Below are 21,120 nucleotides of genomic sequence, written 5' to 3' on the forward strand. Positions count from 1 at the left end.
CGAATCGCCAGAAATATCCTTCAGGCCGCAGATGCCGACAAAGTTCCAATCAGCCACCGCATCAAAAAATGCGCCTGGAATGACGCCTATCTCATCCAGGCGATAACTCATATGCGATAGCCCTGCCGTTTACGGGGAGAAATGCCCGGCAGGGCAATGAGGGGCAGCGCCGACCTTGAAGATGGAGTGTAGGCGAGGCCACCCGAGAGATCGGACAGGTCGCTTTCGATCCTCCCAAACAAAAAAACGCCGCGGTTCGATCCGCGGCGTTTGTTGTAAGGCGTTCGCTCGTCCTCAGCCCTGTGGCTGCGGCTCCATGCCGCCTTCGGGCTCGGAGCCTTTCTTGCGGCGGCCGCCGCTGCCGGCCTTCGGCACGGCCGAGCCACGGCTGGGCGGGGTATCGTCGCCAAGGTCGCGGGCGGGCTTGTTGCCGGCGATCAGCTGCTTGATCTCCTCGCCGGACAGCGTCTCGTATTCGAGCAGCCCCTCGGCCAGCGCTATCCATTCCTTCTTCTTCTTGGTCAGGATGGCCTTGGCGGTCGAATAGGCGTCGTCGATCAGCCGGCGCACTTCCGCATCGATGATCTGCGCCGTCTCTTCCGAGATGTTTTGCGTGCGCGCCACCGAATGGCCAAGGAAGACCTCTTCCTGGTTGTCGCCATAGGCGACATGGCCGAGCTTGTCGGAGAAGCCCCAGCGCGTGACCATGGCGCGCGCCAGCTTGGTCGCCTGCTCGATGTCGGAGGAGGCACCCGACGTGATGTTCTCCTTGCCGAACTTGAACTCCTCGGCGACGCGGCCGCCCATCATGATCGCGAGGCGCGAGACCATGTATTTGTAGCTCATCGAATAGCGGTCGCCTTCGGGCAGCTGCATGACCATGCCGAGCGCGCGGCCGCGCGGGATGATGGTCGCCTTGTGCAGCGGATCGGCCGACGGCACGTTGAGCGCCAGGATGGCGTGGCCGGCCTCGTGATAGGCGGTCAGCTCCTTCTCGGCCTGTGTCATGGCCGACGAGCGGCGCTCCGCGCCCATCATGATCTTGTCCTTGGCGTCCTCGAACTCGGCCATGGTGACGAGGCGCTTGTTGCGGCGCGCCGCCATCAAAGCGGATTCGTTGACGAGGTTCATCAGGTCGGCGCCGGAGAAGCCCGGCGTGCCGCGGGCGACGACCTTGAGGTCGACATTGGGCGCCAGCGGGACGTTGCGCACATGCACCTTGAGGATCTTCTCGCGGCCAACGATGTCGGGGTTCGGCACCACCACCTGGCGGTCGAAACGGCCCGGACGCAGCAGCGCGGGATCAAGCACGTCGGGGCGGTTGGTGGCGGCGATCAGGATGATGCTCTCGTTGGACTCGAAGCCGTCCATTTCGACCAGCAGCTGGTTCAGCGTCTGCTCGCGCTCGTCATTGCCGCCGCCGAGGCCGGCGCCGCGATGACGGCCGACCGCGTCGATTTCGTCGATGAAGATGATGCAGGGCGCGTTCTTCTTGGCCTGGTCGAACATGTCGCGCACACGGCTCGCGCCGACGCCGACGAACATCTCGACGAAGTCCGAACCGGAAATGGTGAAGAACGGCACGTTGGCTTCGCCGGCGACCGAACGGGCGAGCAGCGTCTTGCCGGTGCCGGGCGGACCGACGAGCAGCACGCCGCGCGGAATCTTGCCGCCGAGGCGCTGGAACTTCTGCGGGTCGCGCAGGAACTCGACGATCTCTTCCAGATCTTCCTTGGCCTCGTCGACGCCGGCGACGTCCTGGAAGGTGACGCGGCCATGCGCCTCCGTCAGAAGCTTGGCCTTCGACTTGCCGAAGCCCATGGCGCGGCCGGAGCCGGATTGCATCTGGCGCATGAAGAATATCCACACGCCGAGGATCAGGATCATCGGCAGCCACGAGATCAGATAGCCGAACAGCGAATTGGAGCCGTCGGTTTCCGGCTTGGCGGTGATGGTGACGTTCTTGTCCTGCAGCCTGGAGACCAGCGACGGATCGCCGGGCGAATAGGTCTGGAAGCCGTTGGTGTTGTCCGCGTAGGTGCCGAAGATGCGGGCGCCGGCGATGGTCACGGTCTTGACCCGGCCCGAGGCGACATCCTGCAGGAACTGCGAATAGGCAATCTCGCTGGTAGCGCCGCGCGTCTGCGGCGTCTGGAAAAGGTTGAACAGGGCTATGAGCAGGACCGCTATGATCGCCCAGAGCGCGAGGTTGCGATAATTCGGATTCATCTATTGTCCCGTTGGGGCCCGCGTTCGGACCCGCGATGGTGGAGGAGCTTGGGCCTAACATAGGGAGAGCGCCTCCCCTTGCCAAGCAGAACAGCACGTATCGGTTAAGCTTTCGCCCACCCTCGCCCGACATCATGGCCGCGAAATGGCGGCGCCGGCAGCGGCGGCGCGCCGACAAGCGCCGCGACCGCAGTGGCGGGCTCGAGGTCGAAGGACGGCAGGAAGCGCTGGAAAGGGGCCACCGCCGGAACGATCGAGACCGATTGCGGGCCGGCATTGCCGCCAGCAAAATCAAGGCATTTGCCTCCGGCCCACAGCGAGGGCTCCGCGGCAAGTGCGGCGCGTGAAAGGCCTGGTGGAATATCCTCGCTCAAAGATGCGCACCTGGCGGCGGCAGGCCCCAGCGGCGCGATCACCAAATCGCCCGGCCCGTCGTTCAAAGTGATGCGTCCGTTCAAAGTGACGCGTCGCCGGTTGTCCCAGAGCCGGTTGTCCACCGGTGGCGCGGCGGCGGGCAGGTCGCGGCTTTCGCGGCGAAGGAAAATGCCGGTTCGCCGCGCGTCGATCACCGTCCGCGACAATGTGGCACAAAGCGGCGCGGACCGCAGGCGGGAAAACAGCGCAGCGCAACGCGCCTCATCGGCCAGAAACGACACCCCGCCGACGGTGGCCAGCAGGATGCGCAGCGCATAGATGGCGGCCTGGCCGTCCTCATGCGCGGCAAAATCGCGATCGAGGCGGACAAGGCCGGGAACCGGCCTGCCGGCAATGGCGTCGATCAGGAGAGCTGCGCGATGACCGACGTCCTCGCGTTCGGCGGCCGCCTGGCCAGCCCGCGCCAGTGCTTCCGCAATGCGCTGTTCGCCCTCGCCCTGCGCGAGCGCCGCCCGCACGCGCGGCCGCTCGAAGCGGACGTCGATATTGGTCGGGTCCTCGATCCAGCCGATGTCGCGGCGCCGCAACATCTCGCGCAGTGCCGCGCGCCGGGTGCCGAGCAGCGGTCGGACGATCCATGTCCGCCAGTCGTGAAGCGTGGCGGGCGCCATGCCGGCGAGACCGCGGCCGTCATCGTCGCGCGCCTGCCGCATCAGCACCGTCTCCGCTTGGTCGTCGGCGGTGTGGCCGGTCAGGATCAGCTCGATGCCTTCGGCGTCGGCCGCCGCCGCAAGCAAATTGTAGCGCGCCTCGCGCGCGGCAGCCGCCAGCCCGCTCGCCGGCTTGTCGCCACCCCAAGCGACAATGCGATGCGCAATGCCGCGCTCGGCGCAGAAGCGGGCGACGAGCCGCGCTTCGGCGGCTGAATCCGGCCGCAAGCCATGATCGACTGTCACCGCGAGCAGCCTGGCGGCCGATGCGGTCCGGTCGAGGTGATCTTTGAGGAGGAGGAGAAGGGCGGTCGAGTCGCTGCCGCCGGACACGGCTGCAACGGCGCCGGTCGAAAAGTCTAGGTCGGAGAAAAGACGGTCGGAAAGGTCAGGTTTGGTATCGGGCGTCAGCACGCCGCCAGCGCCTTTTCCTGCTTGATGCGCTCCTTGAGCGTGCCGGAAACATCGGGATAGCGCTTGCCGATTTCATTGAAGGTGGCGCAGGCGACGTCGTTCTGCTTCAGGCCGACCAGCGAAACGCCGAGCTTGAGCAGCATGTCGGGGGCTTTCTTGGCCTTCGGGTACTCCTTGCTGGCGGCGAGGAAGACTTCGGCCGCGTCACGGTATTTCTGCTCACCCAGCAGCGACTCGCCCAGCCAGTAATGCGCGTCCGCCGCCTTGGCGTCCTTCGGGAAGCGGGAAATATGGTCGCGAAACCCCTGCTCGGCGGTCGGATAGTCGCCCGACAGGATGAACTGGTAGGAATTGCGGTAGAGCTCGTCAGGATCGTTGGTCGACGGCAGGGCCGCGACCTCGGTGCCGCCGGACTTGCCCTTCCTGGCCGGTGTTTCGGCGGAAGGCGCGCTTGCCGTGGCCGCGGGAGCTTCCGCCGGCGCGCTGGCCTGCGGGCCGGTCTCGGCATTGACGACATTGCCGTTCTTGTCGACGGTGATGGTGCCGAAATTCTTCGGCGGCGCGCCGGTGATCAGCTTGCCGGGATCGCCGGTCTGCGATTCCACGATGACGTCGCCGACACTCTTGCCGCCACCATTCTGGGCTCCGGCGTCGGCCGGCGCCTGGGTCGCTGGAGCCTGGGCGACGCCGCTGTCGGTTCTGGCGATGCCGGTACCGGATTGACCGGTGCCGGCATCGCCGAGGTTGGTGTTGCCGTTGCTATTCCCATCCTGGGGCGCGGCTTCCGATTTCTTCTGCCCGGCCGGTTTGGCTCCTTGCGAACCGCCCTCGAGCTGCTGGAAGCGGAACTCGTTGTCTTCCTGCTGCTTTCGCATCTGCTCCTGCATCTGCAGGATCTGGAAGTTGAGCTCCTCGATCTTGCCGTTCATCTGGCGAAGCTGATCTTCCAGGCCGGTCATGCCGGCGCCGCCATCCTGCTGCGCGACCTGTGCCTGTTCCGGCTTCTTCTTGTCGCCGAAGATGCCGAGTGTCGGCAGATGGAAGGTGAACCCGCTGTTGGAGGCCTGCCCGGAGCCGTCGGCCGGCGCGGCAAGGCTTGGGAGGCTTGATACGAGCAGCAGCGCAAGCGTGCCGCTCAGGACCGTTCTGAAATGCATTCTGTCTCTCGCGGTGGGTGTGTTGGCCTGATGCGCCTTTCCAAATCAAAACAGTGGGAGGAAGCGCCCTCGCGCTCATAGCAGGGCGCGAGACTTCGGCCAAATTTTGTTTCCATGCGTCGCAAATGAAAAAGGCGGCCCTGAGGCCGCCTTTCATTTTGGGATGTTGTATTTTTGCCGCCCGCAGCCTGCCGGAACCGACGTTGCAGCGGTTGGTCTTAGGAACCGGCGCCCGACAGCGTGGTGACGGCGCGGCGGTTCTGCGACCAGCAGGAGATGTCGTCGCAGACAGCGACAGGACGCTCCTTGCCGTACGAAATCGTCTTCAGGCGGCTGCCGGAGACGCCCTTGGAAACCAGGAAGTCGCGGGTGGCGGCGGCGCGGCGGGCGCCCAGCGCCAGATTGTACTCACGCGTGCCGCGCTCGTCGGCATGGCCCTCTACGACGATGGCATACTGCTTGTACTGGTTCAGCCACTGCGCCTGGCGCGCCAGCGTGGTCTGCGCATCGGCGCGGATCGACGCGGAGTCGGTGTCGAAGAAGATGCGGTCGCCGATGTTGACGGTGAAATCCTGCGCCGAACCCGGCGTGGCCGCACCGGCGCCGTTGAGGCCGAGATCGGCCGCGCTGTTCGGGGTCTTCTTCGAGGCGCAACCGGTGATGGCAAGCGCTGCCACCAGCGCGATCATGGCTGGGTTTCGGGTAAGTGCTGCGATACGGCCCATGCCGCCTCTCCTTCGCATTCGAGTGATTTCGTTGATCCCCCAGTAACCACGTTTGGGTTAACCGGCGTTCAAGAAACACGGTTAATATTTGGTTTCGGCCGCCGTCCTCGGCCGTTACGCATGCACGCATTTACCAAGATCGACAATGCGCGCGGACCGTAGGCGGAAATACGGCCAAAACGCGACGAGGAGTAGAAAAGGGGGAATTGAAGCGACAAGGAATCCGACTTTTCCTCAGTTCTTCAATTCTTCAGTTCTTCAATTCCTGTACCTACTCCAGCAACGGCGACCACGCCGGGTCCGAAGCATAGTTCGCGGTCGGAATCTGCTGCTCGTTGCGGCCGGTGAGATCGACCGAGACCAGCTTGGGTCCGCCGGCGGAGTCACGGAAGAACATCAGCACGCGACCGTTCGGCGCCCAGGTCGGACCCTCCTGCTGGAAGCCTGAGGAAAGGATGCGCTCGCCCGACCCGTCGGTCTTCATGACGCCGATCTGGAACTCGCCGCCGCTCTGCTTGGTGAAGGCGATCAGATCGCCGCGCGGCGACCAGACAGGCGTCGAATAGACGCCGTCGCCGAAAGAGATGCGGTGCGGATTGGAGCCGTCCGCGCCCATGACGTAGATCTGCGAACGGCCGCTGCCGCCGCCGCGGTCGGAGGTGAAGACGACCTGCGAGCCGTCCGGCGAATAGGATGGCGAGGTGTCGATCGCGGTCGAATCGGTGAGCCGCGTCGTCGAGCGGCTTCTCAGATCCATGGCGAAGATGTTGGAATTGCCGTCATCGCGCAGCAGGCTCATGATCACCTTCTGGCCGTCGGGCGAAAAGCGTGGCGCGAACGTCATGCCTGGGAAGTTGCCCACCAGCTCGCGCTGGCCGGTTTCGATCTGCAGCAGATAGACCTTGGGCTGCCCGCTTTCATAGGACATGTAGGTGATTTCCTGCCGGTTCGGCGAAAAACGCGGCGTCAGAACGATCGCGCGGCCGTCGGACAGATAGCGCACATTGGCGCCGTCCTGGTCCATGATGGCCAACCGCTTCTTGCGGGCGTTCTTGGCGCCGGATTCGTCGACGAAGACGACGCGCGTATCGAAATACCCCTTCTCGCCGGTGATCCGCTCATAAATGGCGTCGGCGATGATATGGGCGACGCGGCGGGTGTTGGCGTCGTTGGCGAAGAACTGCTCGCCGGCCATCTGCTGGCCCGCAAACGTATCCCACAGCCGGTACTGGGCGCGGATGCGGCCGTCGGCTTCCTTGCCGACGCTGCCGGTGACCAGCGCCTGCGCATTGATCACCTTCCAGTCGTCGAAGCGCGGCGTGGCGTCCGGACCGGATATCTTTTCAATAAAAGCGCTCTTGTCGATCGGAGCGAAAAGGCCGGACCGCTTCAGGTCGGCGGTGACGATCTCCGTGATCTGGGCGCCGAGCGCATCATTGGACTGGAAATCCGTGATGGCGATCGGCAGCGGTTCGACATTGCCCTTGTTGACGTTGATCTCGACGAGAGCCCATGCCGGCGCGGCCGCGCCAACGACTGAACCCAATGCTATTGTCGCGACCATCAGGAGCGGCTTGAGGATGAATTTCATGTCTTCTCGCTTCTCTTCACTGATTGGGCGGAGGGCAGGCCTCACAGGCCAAGCATTTCCCTCGGATCGAAAGTGACCTTGATCTGTCCCCAGATGTCCTGCTTTCCGGCAGGAACCTGCAGACCGGCCATGTTGCATTTCTGGATAGCGCGCACCGCGCTTTCGTCGACCTGGCGGTTTCCGCTCGATTTCTCGACGACAGGCCGGCCGTCCAGCTTGCCCGAGGCGTCGAGATTGAACGAAATCACGGCAATGAGGTCGTCCGTGGCCTCCATGCCCGCCGGGAAGGTCCAGCAACCCGCAAGCTGGTCGCGCAGAGCCCCTTCCTCTGACTTCGACAGCTTCTGGCCCTGGTCCTTCTCGCCGCCGAGCGATGCCTGCTGGGTCGAGCGCTTGGCGCCTCCGCCGGACGGCTTCTGCTTGTCCAGCAAAGCGGAAATCTCATCGGCATTGAACTGCTTGTCGTCCGACTTCGGCTTGGAAGACGCTTCCTTCACCGGCTGCTCGGCATCCTTGCGGTCCGGCGCCTTGGCGCTCTCGGCCTGGGCCGGCTGTGGCTTCGGCCGAGCTTCCGGCGCGGGAGCCGAGTCGGGAAGCTTTGCTTCTTCCGCCGGCTGGTCCTGTGAGATCGCCTCGGCGACGGCGTCCGGCTTGACCTCTTCCTTTTGGATAGCCGCGGTCTTGTCCGGCTGCGGCGCGGGCGTCGGTTCCTTGGCCGGGGTCGGCTTGGGCTCCGTCTGCTTGACCGGCTCGGGCTTGACCTCTTCCTTCGGCGTCGGCTTCGGAGCGACTTCGGTCGCCGGGGTCGGCTTCGGCTTCTCCTGCGGCTTCGGCACGTCCTCGACCGCCGGCTTCTCGGTCGGCGTCGGCGCGGGCGGCGGCGCAGCCGTCTTCTCGACCGGCTTCGGCTTGGCTTCGTCCGTCACCGGCTTGTCGGTATCGACGGTGTTCTCGCCGACCTTCTGCGCAATGGGCACGACGTCCGGCCGCTTGGTCGGCAGCGGCGCCGGCTTTTCATGCATCACCGACTTCTTGTCGCCCTGCAGCGTCTGCGGCACGGCCTCCATCGGCACGATGTCGACCGCCACGGACTCGACGTCCGCGGCCGGCATGGCCGGCGGCGAAGACAGCGTGAACAGCCCGAAGGCCAGCGCCACCGTATGCAAGATCACCGATGAGGTGAGGCCGGTCCGCATTTGGCGTCTACTGATCCTGTTCCTGCAGCGAGACCAGGCCGATATTCTTGTAGCCGGCCGCCGAAATGCGGGCCATGACCTTCATCGCGGTGCCATAGTCGGTCAACTTGTCGCCGCGGATGAAGATGCGCTCGTCATAGCCGGTCTTGGAAATCGCCTGCAGCTTGGCCACCAGCTCCTCGATCGGAATCTCGGTTTCCTGCAGGTAGATCTGGCCGGCGGCGTTGATCGACACGGTGATCGGCTGCGTGTCGACATTCATCGCCTTGGCCTGCGTGTCCGGCAGGTCGATCGGCACACCCACGGTCAAGAGCGGCGCCGCGACCATGAAGATGATCAGCAGCACCAGCATCACGTCCACCATCGGCGTGACGTTGATTTCGGACATCAGGGCATGGTGGCGGCCACGCCGCCTATGGCCGCGTCCGCCTCGCCCCATGCCACTTGCGCCTGCAGACATCCCCATGATCGTTCCTCAGGCCTTCTGCGCTACTTTTTCATCGATTTGGCGCGAGAGTATGGCGGAGAACTCATCCGCGAACCCTTCCATGCGCACGCCGAGTTTGTTCGCATCCGATGACAATTTGTTGTAGGCGATGACCGCGGGGATGGCCGCGAGCAGGCCGATCGCGGTCGCCAGCAGCGCCTCGGCGATGCCGGGCGCCACCACCGACAGGCTGGTGTTCTTCGAGGCGGCGATCGCCTGGAACGATGTCATGATGCCGATGACGGTACCGAACAGGCCGATGAAGGGGGCGGCAGAACCGGTGGTGGCGAGGAAGCCGAGGCGTCCCTCCAACTTCTCCATCTCGCGCGTCAGCGCCAGGTCCATCGCCTTGTCGATGCGGGTCTGCAGCGCCAGCGCCGATTTCGCGCCCTTCTCGAAACTCTTCTTCCACTCGCGCATGGCGGCGACGAAGATCGCGCCCATGCCGGTGGTCTTGCGGTCGGAGAGCGTCCGGTAGAGATCCTCCAGCGACTGCCCAGACCAGAAAATCTGCTCGAAGCGGTTGAGCGCCAGCCGCATGCGGCTATAGGCGACGAGCTTGTCGATGATGATCGCCCAGGTCCAGATCGAGGCGCAGAGCAGGCCGATCATGACCAGCTTGACCACCCAACCGGCCTGCATGAACAGGGCCCAAATCGACAGATGCGCGCCCGGTTCGGCGAGTGCGATGTTTTCCATGACTACGTCCTTAAGATTTTCCGGGTATCGCTGGCGGCTGACCCATGGGCATCCCTTTGGTCCGATCGCGCGAAGCTTGAAGCTTGCGGGACTAGCCCCGAATGCACCGTTCCGCGGCCTTTTCGAGGCAAATATTGGTGAAAGGAAGGCGCGCGAATTGCGCCAATCTTCGCCAATTCCTTCATGAACCGTTATGGTTAAGGATGGGTTAGGATATCAGGCGCGGCGCATTGCCGCGCTTGGCTTGGCCGGCCGGTAGCCGGAGCCGCCTGGTTGACGCGCACGAGATTGTGCCGGGGAGCGAGCGGGTCAGGCCTTTGCCTTCGGTATGAATGCAGCGATCCATTCCTTCGGGAAGCGCTTTGGCCGGCCGCTTTCGCCGACGATCGCCGCTTCGACCCTGGCCTCGACCAGGACGTCGCCGCCGCGCTTCAATTGCTGCCCCATGAAGATGCGGGCGCCGGAAATGTCGTCGGTGCGCGTGTCGATGGTGAGGATATCATCCATGCGCGCCGGCGCGCGGAAGTCGATCTCCATGCGCCGCACCACCCAGACGATGCGCTCGCCATGCTTGCCGTCCAAAAGTTCGGTGTGATGGACGCCGGCGAGCCTCAGGTAATCGGAGCGGCCGCGTTCGAGGAACTCGAGATAGCGGGCATGATAGACGACGCCGGAAAAATCGGTGTCGGCATAGTAGACCCTGGCCATCAGCCGGTGGCCGAAATCCGTCAGGGCTCCGGAAAGCCCGGCGCTGAGCGCCGCCGATTCACCATGATCGTCCATCGCGCTTTCCTTTTCTGACCTGAGGGGGCAGGTGTTTTCGCGCGGGAACCCGGATGGCACTGTTGGGCACGATGATCAAGACCTTGATGGTGGCGCTGCTTGCGCTTGGTTCGCTGGCGCTGCCGGCCGAAGCGGCGACGTTCTCGATGAAGCGCGGCCTCAATCTAGACCAGTGGGTGACCTGGCCGACAGAGGACAAATGGGGCGACCGCGAGACGATCCTGCCTTATCCGGAGTGGCGTAAATTCCTCAAGGAGGACGACCTCGAGGCGCTCAAGGATGCGGGCCTCGACTTCCTGCGCATGCCGGTCGACCCGTCGCCCTTTCTTTCGGACCAGACCACGGCTCTGCGCGACGACCTCTATGCCGGCGTCCTGGACTCGGCGCGCATGATCAATCGCGCCGGCCTGAAGGTGATCGTCGACCTGCATCTGATCCCGGCCGGCGGCAACCGCAAGATCGGCATGAGCGAGGTGATGGATAACCCCGCGACGTTCGACGCCTATGTCGAAATCGTGCGCGACATGGCGAAGACACTTGCCGGGGAAGACCCGCAGCTTGTCGCGCTGGAACTGATGAACGAGCCGATCGTCGATTGCGACGAGAACGGCACCGATCTTTGGCCCGAACGCCAAAAGCAGCTGTTCGCGGCCGCGCGCGCCTCGGCCACCAGGCTCACGCTTGTGCTCACCGGCGGCTGCTATTCGAACGCGGCATCCTTGGCCAAGGTCGATCCGAAAGCGATCCCGGACGACAACATCATCTGGGCCTTCCATTCCTACGATCCGTTCCTTCTGACGCATCAGGGCGCGACCTGGGCCGGCGATTTCATCCAATACGTCACCGGCTTGCCCTACCCGCTGACAGCCATTTCGAAGGCGCAGCTGGACATGGCGCTGGACACGATCCGCGGCCGCATCAGGGCCGAGGCGCCCTGGGCGCGGCAACGCGGCATGCTCGCCTATCTCGACGAGCAGGTGGCGACGATGGACCGTCCCGAAAAGCTGCTCGCCCTCATGGAGGCGCCATTCAAGACGGTCGACGCATGGGCGAAGGCCAACGGCATCAAGCCGCAGGATATCACGCTTGGCGAATTCGGCATGATCCGCAAGGAATATGGCAACGGCTTTGTCATGCCGGCCGCAGACCGCGCGGCCTATGTGCGCGACATGATCGCCCGCGCCGAGGCGCATGGCTTTTCCTGGTCGGTGTGGAGCTATGGCGGCGCCTTCGGCGTCGTCGACGCGTTCGACGGCCAGAAAGCGGAACCCGACGTGATGAACGCGATCCGTGCGCTTCGCTGAAGCTGAACAGCGCCAATGCATGTCGCCCAGCAGTGTGCAGCGGTTCTGGACAACGACATGCATCAAAACATAGACTTAAAAGCGCGTCGCCTGAAGCCGGTTCAGCGCGACGCGCTTTAGCCGAGATCGATCTGCAGGATTTCCGGCCGCACCCCGAAACGTATCGGGGCAATGCTGAAGCCCAGTCCGCCTGAGACAATCAGGTTGCGGTTGTTTTCGACGACATGGCCGTAAGCGTAGCGGTTGCCGAAGTCGGACGGCACGACCGGCGAATAGCCGAACAGCCGCACCTGTCCGCCATGAGTGTGGCCGGACAGCGTCAGCGAAACCCGCCCGGGCACTTTCGGGAAGATGTCGGGCTCATGCGCGAGCAGGATGACGGGCGTCGTGTCGGAGACCTTGGCGAGCGTGCCGTCGAGATCATCCATACCCTTGAAGCCGTGGCGGCCCAGTGCTTTGCTTGGCCGGATTGCCAACTGGTCCGCGAGTCCGGCGATCCAGAAGCCATGCCCGTCTTTCTCCAGCCGCACGACGTCGTTTTCCAGCACCGGGATGCCGACGCTCTCCAGTGCCTTGCGCGCAGCCGTCGGCCCGGCTTCGGCCCGCTGCGCTGCATGATCGTGCCACCAGTCGTGATTGCCGAGGATCGAGAGCACGCCGAGCGGCGCCCTCAGCCCTGAAAGGGCGGAGGCCCAATCCGGTGCGGACACGTCGGCCGTCACCAGGCGCATTCCGTCGACATAGTCGCCAAGCAGCACGATCAGGTCCGGCTGCAAGGCATTTGTCTTTTCGACGAGCGAGGCGATCCGCTCCGGTGTCATCCAGGGCCGGCAGGCATGGATGTCGGCCAGTGCTGCGACACGCAGCTTGAGGCCTGCCGGCCAGCGAGGCGGCGTCAGGGCGTAACGCTTCACATGGGCGAGCAGCATCGGCTCGATGCCGACCGCATAGGCACTGAGCGACACCATCGACAGGAACGAGCCGCCGATGAGGCGCAGGAAGCCACGTCTGGTGATCATCAGTCAGCCCAAGCCCCGGGGGATTCCATAAGCGAGCTTTGCCTTAAAGGCGGCAATTGCGCCCTCAGCTAGGCCGAGGCGCGCAGATTCTGCGCAGACGGGCCGTTGCGCGGCCAAACGGCGAACAAATCTGCGTTACTCTTCCTGGAACAGGCTGATCTGCTGCTGGGCAATATCCTTCGGCGGATCGAGCCCGAGATGCCGCCAGGCGTTGGCGGTGAGCACGCGGCCGCGCGGCGTGCGCTGGATGAAGCCCTGCTGGATGAGATAGGGCTCGATGATGTCCTCGATAGCGTCGCGCGGCTCGGAAAGCCCGGCCGCGATCGTTTCGATGCCGACCGGCCCGCCGCCGAAATTGCGCGCGATCATCGACAGATAGCGGCGGTCGAGCGCGTCGAGGCCGAGCGCGTCGACCTCCAGCCTTGTCAGCGCCTCGTCGGCGATCTTCCTGTCGACATGACCGTCCCCGGCGACGGAAGCAAAATCGCGCACCCGGCGCAGCAGCCTGCCGGCGATGCGCGGCGTGCCGCGCGCACGCCGAGCGATCTCCAGCGCGCCATCGTCGCCGAGCGGCATCGAAAGGATGCGGGCGCCGCGCCGCACGATCTGCTCCAGCTCTTCGACCGTATAGAAATTGAGCCGGACCGGGATGCCGAAACGGTCCCGCAGCGGATTGGTCAGAAGCCCAAGCCGGGTCGTCGCCGCGACGAGGGTAAACCTGGCAAGGTCGATCTTGACCGAACGCGCCGCCGGCCCCTCGCCGATGATCAGATCGAGCTGGAAATCCTCCATTGCCGGATAGAGGATTTCCTCGACCGCCGGATTGAGGCGGTGGATCTCGTCGATGAAGAGGACGTCGCGCTCTTCGAGATTGGTCAGCAGCGCCGCAAGGTCGCCTGCCTTGGCGATGACCGGGCCGGAGGTGGAGCGGAAATTGACGCCGAGCTCGCGCGCCATGATCTGCGCCAGCGTCGTCTTGCCGAGCCCCGGCGGGCCGACGAACAGCACATGGTCGAGCGCTTCGCCGCGGCCCTTGGCGGCATCGACGAAGACTTTGAGATTGGCGCGCACCGCCGCCTGGCCGACGAACTCGTCGAGCGACTGCGGCCGCAGCGTCTGGTCGGCATCCTCGCCGCGCTTGTCGGGGGCAATGAGGCGGGGCGAAAGGTTCATGCCAGCAGCTCCATGCCCGCGATTGATTTAGCGGCACGCTGATCGAACGTAACCGTATACGAACAACCCAAATTTCGATTGTGCTCGGCGATCAATGCGTCGGCAAAATCGACCTGTGGCGAGCTAGACCGTTCGAGCGCGACAACGATGGCATCGAAATCTTCGAACATGAGCGTCTTGATTTTGAGCAATCTTTGGATTGCCGCCTGCACCTGCTCCTTCGGCAGCCTGTAACGCGAGATAAGCGACCAGCTGAATTCGACTAACACCACCAGGCTGACAAAGCCGGGCTTGTCTTCACTGAGGCTCTCGCCAAAGGCAAGAGCCTTTGTCCGCTGTTCAGCATCGTCGTTCAGCACCATTCGAAGCAGAACGTTCGTGTCGATGCCGATCGATGTCACGCGCCACCCTCTTGTCCGTCGCGTGACTTATCTCCCGCCACGTGCCTGCCCACGGCATCTCGAACGGCAGCATCAATTTCTTCCAGAGAAGCAGGACCGCCGGGAGGGTCTCCCAGAAAACCGGCGAGGTCGGCGAAATCGAGATTGCGCGGTGTTCCAACGAGATAGCCGTCCACGACCGTCCAAGCGATCATATCTCCAGCCTTTAGCGACAGCGCATCCCGCACGTCTTTGGGAATGGTAAGCTGTCCCTTCGAGGTTAGACTGGCATACGCGCCCATTTTCTTACTTTCTAAGAAATTTCCTACACTTCATATGGTAGTCGGAAATTTGATTTCCAGCAATCATCTCACCGCGCCAGTTCCCTCAGCCCGAAGCGGATCAGCTTGGAGGCGTCGGCACCCTCGCCGGCCGACTTCAGCGCGGCGGCAACCGCGTTGGCCGCGATGTCGCGCGAATAGCCGAGATTGACGAGCGCCGAGACGGCATCGGTGATCGGCGCGGCGGCAACCCCTTCGCCAAGCTCCTGCTTGAGGCCGATCGTGCCGGTGGCAGCACCAGCATAGGCCGGCGCCTTGGTGCGCAACTCGGTGACGATGCGCTCGGCCACTTTCTTGCCGACGCCGGGTGCGCGGGAAACCATGGCGATGTCGCGCAGGGCGATTGCGTTGGCCAGATCGGCCGGCGCCAGCGTCGACAGCACCGCCAGCGCCACCTTGGCGCCCACGCCCTGCACATTGCTCATCAACAGGCGAAACCACTCGCGTTCCAGCCCGGTCTGGAAGCCGTAGAGCCGGATCATGTCCTCGCGCACATAGGTCTCGATGAACAACACCACCGCCTCGCCGGGCGACGGCAGCGATGCCAGCGTGCGCGTCGAGCAATGGGCGACATAGCCGACGCCGTGCACGTCGACGAGACAGGTATCTTCGTCGATCTCGTCCAGCGTGCCTTTCAGCTTGCCGATCATGGCCTGGCCTTCATGGATGCGTTTCCGGCGAAATGATTTCGAGGTCGGGGAAGTAGCTGCGATAGCGAGGCGCGTCGCGCGTCAAGAGACGGTGTCCGGCAACGGCCGCGTGAGCGCCAATGAAAAAATCGGGGAGAGTCCGCTCCCGCACACCGCCGGCGCGACGGTAGCGGGAATGCGCGACACCGGCCAGAAATGCAGCTTCCCAAAGCAAGGGCTCACGATCGATCTTCAGCATGTCGGTCGCTCTTTTGAGCTGCGCCTCTGTGGCGATCAGCGGAGCCAGCTCGGCCCAGATGACTTGGTTGATAATCAACGCACCCTCACGGTGGCAGGAAGCGATGGCGTTGGCCGACCACTCCGTCGAGGCCGCGCTTGGCCCCCAGACATCGATCAGCACATTCGTGTCAATCAACGTCGAGCTGTTCACGCGGCCCCCGTAACCACTCGACATACTCGTCGGCGCTCATGCCCTTGAGGTCCAAGGTGCCCGCCATGCTGGCCAGAGTTTTCCTGAACTTGCGGGATGCATCTTCCTCGGAGAGGTTTTCGTTGACGGCGACAAGCCGAGCCCCCTCGTCGGTCGCTACGAACTCCACCTCGGAGCCCGGACCGATACCCAGATGATCCCTTATTTGCTTGGGGATCGTGACTTGTCCCTTGGTGGTCACACGCATAGTAATACCTCCGAGGTATTACTAATGCATCTCCTAGAACAAGTCAAGAACATCTCATCCCGCCACCGCCATCCGGTAAGCGACGCTCTGGCGGTGATGTGCATGGCAGATGGCGATGGCCAAAGCGTCGGCGGCGTCGTCTGTATCGAAGATCGCCTTCGGCATCAGCACCTTGACCATCATATGGATCTGCTTCTTTTCGCCGTGGCCGACGCCAATCACCGCTTTCTTGACTGCATTGGGAGCATATTCGGCGACCACCAGCCCGGCGCGCGCCGGCACCAGCATGGCGATGCCGCGCGCCTGGCCGAGCTTCAGCGTCGCCGTCGCATCCTTGTTGACGAAAGTCTGCTCGACCGCCGCCTCTTGCGGCATGGCCTTATGCAGGATTTCGACCAGCCCGTCATGCAATTGGCAGAGCCGCGTCGACAGCGGCGCCTTGTCGTCCGAACGCACGGTGCCGGAAGCGACGAAGCGCAGCGAATTGCCGAGGCTGTCGACGACGCCCCAGCCGGTGCGCCTCAAGCCCGGATCGATGCCGATGATGCGAATCGCTTCCCCCATGCGCCAAGTTTAGCCGTGGCGACGAGCGATGCCAGTAAAATGTGAACAAACCAGAAACAACCGCGATCCTAAGAGCGCCTTTTCAGCGCGACGCGCTCTTAGTTCGTCATGCGACGGATAGTTTTCGACAATTGCGTGAGAAATGCCGGCCTGGACGATGCGACCAGCTTCCATGCCAGGACTGCATTGCCCATGCGCCGCGGGAGGATTCCGATGCAAAGGAACCAGGCCGCCAGAGCCGCCCGCCGACGCCAGGATGCGTTCATTTCCAGACTGGCGGCGACGCCCGCTCTTGCCAGTCCCAGCCGGGAGTCGGTCGTAACTGGATGCTGGGGCTCGTCGACACAGAGCGAAGCCAGTCGCTCTTCCAGATGAACCGGGTCGTGAAGGCCGACATCCTGTGGCACTGTCAGACCGATCTCTGCCGCCCGGCCGGACAAAGCTTCAAGACGCCGGAAATCATGCTGCACGCGCCAACGCGCTCGCTCGGCAAGCTTTTCGGCAAAGACCGAATGGTTGGAGCCGTGGATGCGGTAGGCGCCGAGGCAGGCGTCGATGGATTTCACCTCTCCGTGAAGTGGCGCGAGCGTCGCGAGATAGCCATCGGCGCCTTGCCGGAAGTCGCTTTCCGGCACGGGCATTATCGTTTCCAGCGCCTCACGGTCAAACGCCAACCCGCTTGTCACTGTCGTATGGTACCGCCCCTTGCGCAACAGTTCCGGGACGACGTCCCCAGAATCGAACGGTTGTTCCGGAGGTGGAAAAACATCGTTGATATGCTGGTCCTCATCAACGAGGTGCAATCTGAATTGCGCCTGCGCGACAGCCGCGTCCCACTCGCCCAAGACCTCGGAGATGGCGTTCGGATAGAGATAATCGTCGGCGTCGAGGAAAAGAATGATCTCCCCGGTACTCGCCTCGAACCCGGTATTGAATGCGGCGGCATGCCCGCCATTCCTGTGCCTCAAGCACGGGCGGATTTTGTCGCCGTAGGCTTCGATGACGGCCACCGACGCATCGGTCGATGCGTCGTCGACGACCACGACCTCGACATTTCGATGGTCCTGTTCCAACGCGCTGTCGATGGCGCGTCCTAGAAACTGTTCGTAGTTATAATTGGGGATGATGATCGATACTGAAATGCGGTCCAATGACGAATGCACGGGATCGAGCCTCGCAATCTGCTTTGGTCACGGTGACGGTGATTTGTTGCAAAACCGGGGTCGACCCGGTCGCGGCGAACGGCTCCAACTAGAGGCCAATCGCTTCAGGGCAAGGGTGATGCTTCTCGGCAAGGGTGATGCTTCTCGCGAAGCCCGGCATGGCCTTCAATGCGAGACGGCTACCGCAATAATCGAAGAGCGGTCGGGTCGCAGGCGTTCGACTTGCGGCCAAATCGCGGCTCGCCAAATCACGGTTCGATCGAAGGTATGCCGGGTTCCCGTTCCCTGCGCGGCGTCCGTTGCAAACGCGGTTTCAGCCGCGTGCGAAAGCCGTATTCAAGAGGCTGATCTGGTCGGAAACCGGGTTGGCCCTGCGGCCGGACGTGCGCGTGTCGTTGATGACGCCGCCGTAGATTTCCTCATCCATGCGCCGCACCAGCGCCTGCAGGCGCAGCGAGTGCGTCACAAGTTCCAGGAAATCCTTGGGCAGTTCGTTCCAGCCAAGCGCCTCGTCATGCGCGGACGCGGTGTCGAGCCGCACCTTGGATTTCTCGGAGGCCACCTGGTCGCGCGTCATCTCGCCGGAATTCGCCGCCCGCTGCAGCAGAAGCCAGGAGGCAACCTGCATCAGCCTTGTGGTCAGCCGCATCGATTCGGCCGCATAGAGCGTGGCCGCCGTGCGCGACAATTTCTTGGCTTCGAGCCGGCCCTTGCCATCGAGATATTCGGCGGCCTGTTCGACCAGCCCCATGCCTTCCTGGTAGAGCGGCTTGAAGGATTGGGAGAAAACCCTGCGCTCCGCCAATTTGATGGTCTTCGCGCTGCCCTTCGAAGGCTCGTTCATCGATACGCCCCTGCACTGCCGCAAGCCGATTCGCCAATCCTTGCCGACGCGGCCCGCACCCTAAATGACTGAGGCTTGAAAATGCGCTTCGACGCCCATGAAGGCAAGCACATGTTTAACAAACGGTTAACGCCGATCGCGTTGCAGCCGGCCACCCGCGGACAAAAAAAGAGCCGCGGATAAGGCGGCTCTCAGGAGTTTAACAGGGAGGCGTCAAACAAAGTGGCTCCAACCACTCGGTAAGAATCCAGCAAAACTGGATGCGCATAGTAAACGCCTGTAAAGCTTAATGAACCCTTAACGCAGCGCAGATTTTTTTAGCCGAACGCGCTTTCCTGTGCCGGAACAGCACAGCCGGCTTCGCCGCTTAAGTCCGTGCGAAGGCCGGAATTCGCATGCCGATCGCGGCTCCGAAACATGCCGGCTGCTGCCGCGGCATCGTTCCGAAACACACGCCCCGCAAAAGGCCGCTCCTCCCGAGCGGTGCGCAAATCCGCGCTGCCGCAAAATCAAGCAGGATATCCAGGAGCAAACCATGGATTGGTATTCGATCGTCAAATTCCTCCACATCGTTTCGGCCATCTTGTGGGTCGGCGGCGGCTTCGTGCTTTTCCTGCTCGGCATGCTCGCCGAGCGCGCCGGCAGCATCGAGGACAAGCTGCAGGCGATGCGCGCCAGCGGACAGCTCGGCGGCAAGTTCTTCGCGCCGATGTCGATGCTAACGCTGGTCTTTGGCCTCGTCATGTGCGGCTTCTGGGTCGGCTTTGCCGAACTGTGGATCGTCATCGGCCTTGTCGGCTACGCCACGACCTTCTCGATCGGCATGTTGATCTTCAAACCGACCGGCGAGCGCATGGGCGCCATGATCGCCAAGGAAGGCGTGACGCCGGAGGTTCTTGCCATCGGCCAGCGCATGATGAACTGGGCGCGCCTCGATTATGCGGTGATGCTGGTGATCATCGCCGACATGGTGCTGAAGCCGACCTTGCACGACATCGGCATTCTTGCCGGCATGGCGATGGTGGTCGCTCTGGGTGCTGTGCTCGCTTTCGGCGGCAGCCGCCAGATGGTGCCGAGCGCCGCCTGAGCCTTTCGTGAGGGTGGCTTGGTAGCCACCCTCACATGAGACCGATAATGCCGTCCCACAGCAGCTTGACCGCCACCACCGCAACCGTCGCGTAGGTGAACGGATAGAAGATTTCCGGCCGCATGCGGCGCACCAGCCAGGCGCCGGCGATGGTCGACAGCGGTGCCAATGGCATCAGCACCGCCGAGGCGGTCAGGTTGGTGGTGTCGAACTGGCCGAGCGCGAAATAGGGGACGAGCTTCAGCGCATTGGTGGCGGCAAAAAAGATCGCCGCCGTTCCCGACAGCACTTTCGGGTCGAGCCGGATCGGCAGCGCATAGACCTGGAAGGGCGGACCGCCGACATGGGCGACAAAGCTGGTGAACCCGGCGACCGTGCCCCAGAAGGCGGCGGCAATGCGGTTCGGCTCCGCCGCATGGTCGGCGCCGTGGCGGAACTGCAGGTATAGCCAGCGCAGCACGAAGACCAGCGCGACGGCGCCGACGATCAGCCGCACCATCCCCTCGGTGACCAGAGCCGCCGTCAGCCAGCCCAAGCCAATGCCGATAACGGCGCCGGGCATCATGTCGACCAGCATCCTGCGGTCGTAGACGCCCCACCAGGTCCACACCGAAACAACGTCCATCAGGCACAGGATCGGCAGCAGGATGGCGGCCGCCTGAACCGGCGGCACGGTCAGCGCCATCAGCGGCACGCCGACGAAGCCGACAGCGCCGCCGAAGCCGCCTTTCGACAGGCCGACAAGGATCACCGCCGGAATGGCGGCGGCATAGAACCCACGGATCGCTGAGCAGGCCTGACATCGGCAATGGAAGGTTGAAGAAGGCGGGAATTCAGCCATAGCGCAGAATACCGCCGTCGGGATAAGTCATTAATGCCGGCATCCGCTATTGCCGCCCGGCATCGACGAGCGGCCGTGCTGCAATGCTTCGTCATTCGGTCGGCTCGCAATCTTTAAGGTGTGGGAATGAGCGCCATCAGCATTCGCCGAGCCTGCGCAACGGACATTCCGGCGATCGTCGCGATGCTTGCCGACGATGCGCTCGGGCAGGCCCGCGAAGACGCCAGCCTGCCGCTGGCGCAAGCCTATCTGGACGCCTTCGCGGCCATAGACAGCGATCCGAACCAGGTGCTCGCGGTGATGACCGACGGCGACCATGTCATCGGCACGCTGCAGATCACCTTCCTCGCCGGACTGTCGCTGCGCGGCGCCCGGCGCGGCCAGATCGAGGCAGTGCGCGTCGCGTCGAGCCGGCGCGGCGAGGGGCTAGGACAGCGCTTGTTCGAATGGGCGATCGATAAATGCCGCGAGCGCGGCTGCCGGGTCGTCCAACTGACGACCGATAAGAGCCGGCTCGACGCGCACCGCTTCTACGAGCGCCTCGGCTTCAAGGCCAGCCACATCGGCTACAAGCTGGAGCTCTAAAGCGCGTCGCGCTGAACCGGATTCAGGCGACGCGCTTTAAGTCTTTGTTTTGATGCATGTCCCAGAACCGCTGCGCACTTCTGGGCGACCTGCATTAGCGGTTGGTGCCGTTGGCTGTCGGCAACA

22 protein-coding genes and 1 pseudogene are annotated in these 21,120 nt (G+C 63.5%); 3 read left to right on the plus strand and 20 right to left on the minus strand.

The features are described 5' to 3' along the window. Window positions 1–294: 294 nt before the first annotated feature. From ftsH to ybgC, 9 genes are all read right to left on the minus strand, one after another. Window positions 295–2,229, minus strand: a complete 1,935-nt coding sequence (gene ftsH, locus RFM98_RS11270) for an ATP-dependent zinc metalloprotease FtsH (protein ID WP_320308950.1) — start codon at window positions 2,227–2,229, stop codon at window positions 295–297. 104 nt (window positions 2,230–2,333) lie between these two features. Beyond that, window positions 2,334–3,728, minus strand: coding sequence for a tRNA lysidine(34) synthetase TilS (gene tilS / locus RFM98_RS11275; RefSeq protein WP_320308951.1), 1,395 nt, complete (start codon window positions 3,726–3,728; stop codon window positions 2,334–2,336). Then, complete coding sequence (ybgF, locus tag RFM98_RS11280) at window positions 3,722–4,885, minus strand: tol-pal system protein YbgF (RefSeq protein WP_320308952.1); 1,164 nt, start codon at window positions 4,883–4,885, stop codon at window positions 3,722–3,724. The genes tilS and ybgF overlap by 7 nt, the downstream gene beginning before the upstream one ends. Before the next feature lie 218 nt (window positions 4,886–5,103). Beyond that, window positions 5,104–5,610, minus strand: a complete 507-nt coding sequence (gene pal, locus RFM98_RS11285; protein WP_320308953.1) for a peptidoglycan-associated lipoprotein Pal — start codon at window positions 5,608–5,610, stop codon at window positions 5,104–5,106. 271 nt (window positions 5,611–5,881) lie between these two features. Further along, entirely contained in the window at window positions 5,882–7,174 is a 1,293-nt protein-coding gene (gene tolB, locus RFM98_RS11290; protein ID WP_320215580.1) for a Tol-Pal system beta propeller repeat protein TolB, read from the minus strand. 68 nt (window positions 7,175–7,242) lie between these two features. After that, window positions 7,243–8,397: a cell envelope integrity protein TolA gene (tolA, locus tag RFM98_RS11295; RefSeq protein WP_320308954.1), complete on the minus strand. Its 1,155-nt coding sequence runs from the start codon at window positions 8,395–8,397 to the stop codon at window positions 7,243–7,245. 7 nt (window positions 8,398–8,404) lie between these two features. Continuing rightward, the gene (gene tolR / locus RFM98_RS11300; protein ID WP_320308955.1) at window positions 8,405–8,863 is read right to left on the minus strand and encodes a protein TolR; all 459 of its coding nucleotides are present in this window, start codon (window positions 8,861–8,863) and stop codon (window positions 8,405–8,407) included. A gap of 9 nt (window positions 8,864–8,872) precedes the next feature. Next, window positions 8,873–9,583: a protein TolQ gene (gene tolQ / locus RFM98_RS11305; RefSeq protein WP_320308956.1), complete on the minus strand. Its 711-nt coding sequence runs from the start codon at window positions 9,581–9,583 to the stop codon at window positions 8,873–8,875. Between the two features lie 309 nt (window positions 9,584–9,892). Further along, the gene (ybgC, locus tag RFM98_RS11310) at window positions 9,893–10,366 is read right to left on the minus strand and encodes a tol-pal system-associated acyl-CoA thioesterase (RefSeq protein ID WP_320308957.1); all 474 of its coding nucleotides are present in this window, start codon (window positions 10,364–10,366) and stop codon (window positions 9,893–9,895) included. 53 nt (window positions 10,367–10,419) lie between these two features. On the opposite strand from ybgC, the gene RFM98_RS11315 reads away from it, so the two are divergent. Beyond that, window positions 10,420–11,670, plus strand: coding sequence for a glycoside hydrolase family 5 protein (locus RFM98_RS11315; protein ID WP_320308958.1), 1,251 nt, complete (start codon window positions 10,420–10,422; stop codon window positions 11,668–11,670). 116 nt (window positions 11,671–11,786) lie between these two features. Here the strand turns inward: RFM98_RS11315 and RFM98_RS11320 are convergent, their stop codons facing one another. The 10 genes from RFM98_RS11320 to rcdA form a co-directional block, all read right to left on the minus strand. Further along, a complete protein-coding gene (locus RFM98_RS11320) occupies window positions 11,787–12,689 on the minus strand; it encodes a metallophosphoesterase (protein WP_320308959.1) in 903 nt (300 codons plus the stop codon). 135 nt (window positions 12,690–12,824) lie between these two features. Beyond that, entirely contained in the window at window positions 12,825–13,862 is a 1,038-nt protein-coding gene (gene ruvB / locus RFM98_RS11325; RefSeq protein ID WP_140678880.1) for a Holliday junction branch migration DNA helicase RuvB, read from the minus strand. Beyond that, the gene (locus RFM98_RS11330; protein WP_320308960.1) at window positions 13,859–14,263 is read right to left on the minus strand and encodes a type II toxin-antitoxin system VapC family toxin; all 405 of its coding nucleotides are present in this window, start codon (window positions 14,261–14,263) and stop codon (window positions 13,859–13,861) included. The genes ruvB and RFM98_RS11330 overlap by 4 nt, the downstream gene beginning before the upstream one ends. Next, on the minus strand, window positions 14,260–14,544 hold the full coding sequence (locus tag RFM98_RS11335) for an AbrB/MazE/SpoVT family DNA-binding domain-containing protein (protein WP_320308961.1): 285 nt from the start codon (window positions 14,542–14,544) through the stop codon (window positions 14,260–14,262). The genes RFM98_RS11330 and RFM98_RS11335 overlap by 4 nt, the downstream gene beginning before the upstream one ends. Before the next feature lie 68 nt (window positions 14,545–14,612). After that, window positions 14,613–15,233 (minus strand): Holliday junction branch migration protein RuvA, encoded by a 621-nt coding sequence (gene ruvA / locus RFM98_RS11340; RefSeq protein ID WP_320308962.1) that lies wholly within the window; start codon window positions 15,231–15,233, stop codon window positions 14,613–14,615. 10 nt (window positions 15,234–15,243) lie between these two features. Then, complete coding sequence (locus tag RFM98_RS11345; RefSeq protein ID WP_320215517.1) at window positions 15,244–15,663, minus strand: type II toxin-antitoxin system VapC family toxin; 420 nt, start codon at window positions 15,661–15,663, stop codon at window positions 15,244–15,246. Further along, window positions 15,641–15,910: an AbrB/MazE/SpoVT family DNA-binding domain-containing protein gene (locus RFM98_RS11350; RefSeq protein WP_320215516.1), complete on the minus strand. Its 270-nt coding sequence runs from the start codon at window positions 15,908–15,910 to the stop codon at window positions 15,641–15,643. Before RFM98_RS11350 ends, RFM98_RS11345 begins: the two co-directional genes overlap by 23 nt. A gap of 54 nt (window positions 15,911–15,964) precedes the next feature. Next, window positions 15,965–16,474 carry a crossover junction endodeoxyribonuclease RuvC gene (gene ruvC / locus RFM98_RS11355; RefSeq protein WP_320308963.1) on the minus strand — a complete coding sequence of 170 codons (510 nt, stop codon included), beginning with the start codon at window positions 16,472–16,474 and terminating at the stop codon, window positions 15,965–15,967. Between the two features lie 98 nt (window positions 16,475–16,572). Continuing rightward, window positions 16,573–17,637: a glycosyltransferase family 2 protein gene (locus RFM98_RS11360; RefSeq protein ID WP_320308964.1), complete on the minus strand. Its 1,065-nt coding sequence runs from the start codon at window positions 17,635–17,637 to the stop codon at window positions 16,573–16,575. Window positions 17,638–17,950: 313 nt separating this feature from the next. Then, window positions 17,951–18,481 carry a protease adaptor protein RcdA gene (rcdA, locus tag RFM98_RS11365; protein ID WP_320215513.1) on the minus strand — a complete coding sequence of 177 codons (531 nt, stop codon included), beginning with the start codon at window positions 18,479–18,481 and terminating at the stop codon, window positions 17,951–17,953. 535 nt (window positions 18,482–19,016) lie between these two features. Between rcdA and RFM98_RS11370 the strand changes: the two genes are divergently transcribed. Next, window positions 19,017–19,568, plus strand: a complete 552-nt coding sequence (locus RFM98_RS11370) for a DUF2269 family protein (RefSeq protein ID WP_320308965.1) — start codon at window positions 19,017–19,019, stop codon at window positions 19,566–19,568. 31 nt (window positions 19,569–19,599) lie between these two features. Here RFM98_RS11370 and RFM98_RS11375 read toward each other — a convergent pair. Further along, window positions 19,600–20,371, minus strand: a pseudogene (locus tag RFM98_RS11375) (sulfite exporter TauE/SafE family protein). A gap of 164 nt (window positions 20,372–20,535) precedes the next feature. On the opposite strand from RFM98_RS11375, the gene RFM98_RS11380 reads away from it, so the two are divergent. Further along, window positions 20,536–20,994: a GNAT family N-acetyltransferase gene (locus RFM98_RS11380; protein WP_320308966.1), complete on the plus strand. Its 459-nt coding sequence runs from the start codon at window positions 20,536–20,538 to the stop codon at window positions 20,992–20,994. Window positions 20,995–21,120: the final 126 nt, after the last annotated feature.

The organism is Mesorhizobium australafricanum (assembly GCF_033977265.1).
GTDB lineage: Bacteria > Pseudomonadota > Alphaproteobacteria > Rhizobiales > Rhizobiaceae > Mesorhizobium > Mesorhizobium australafricanum.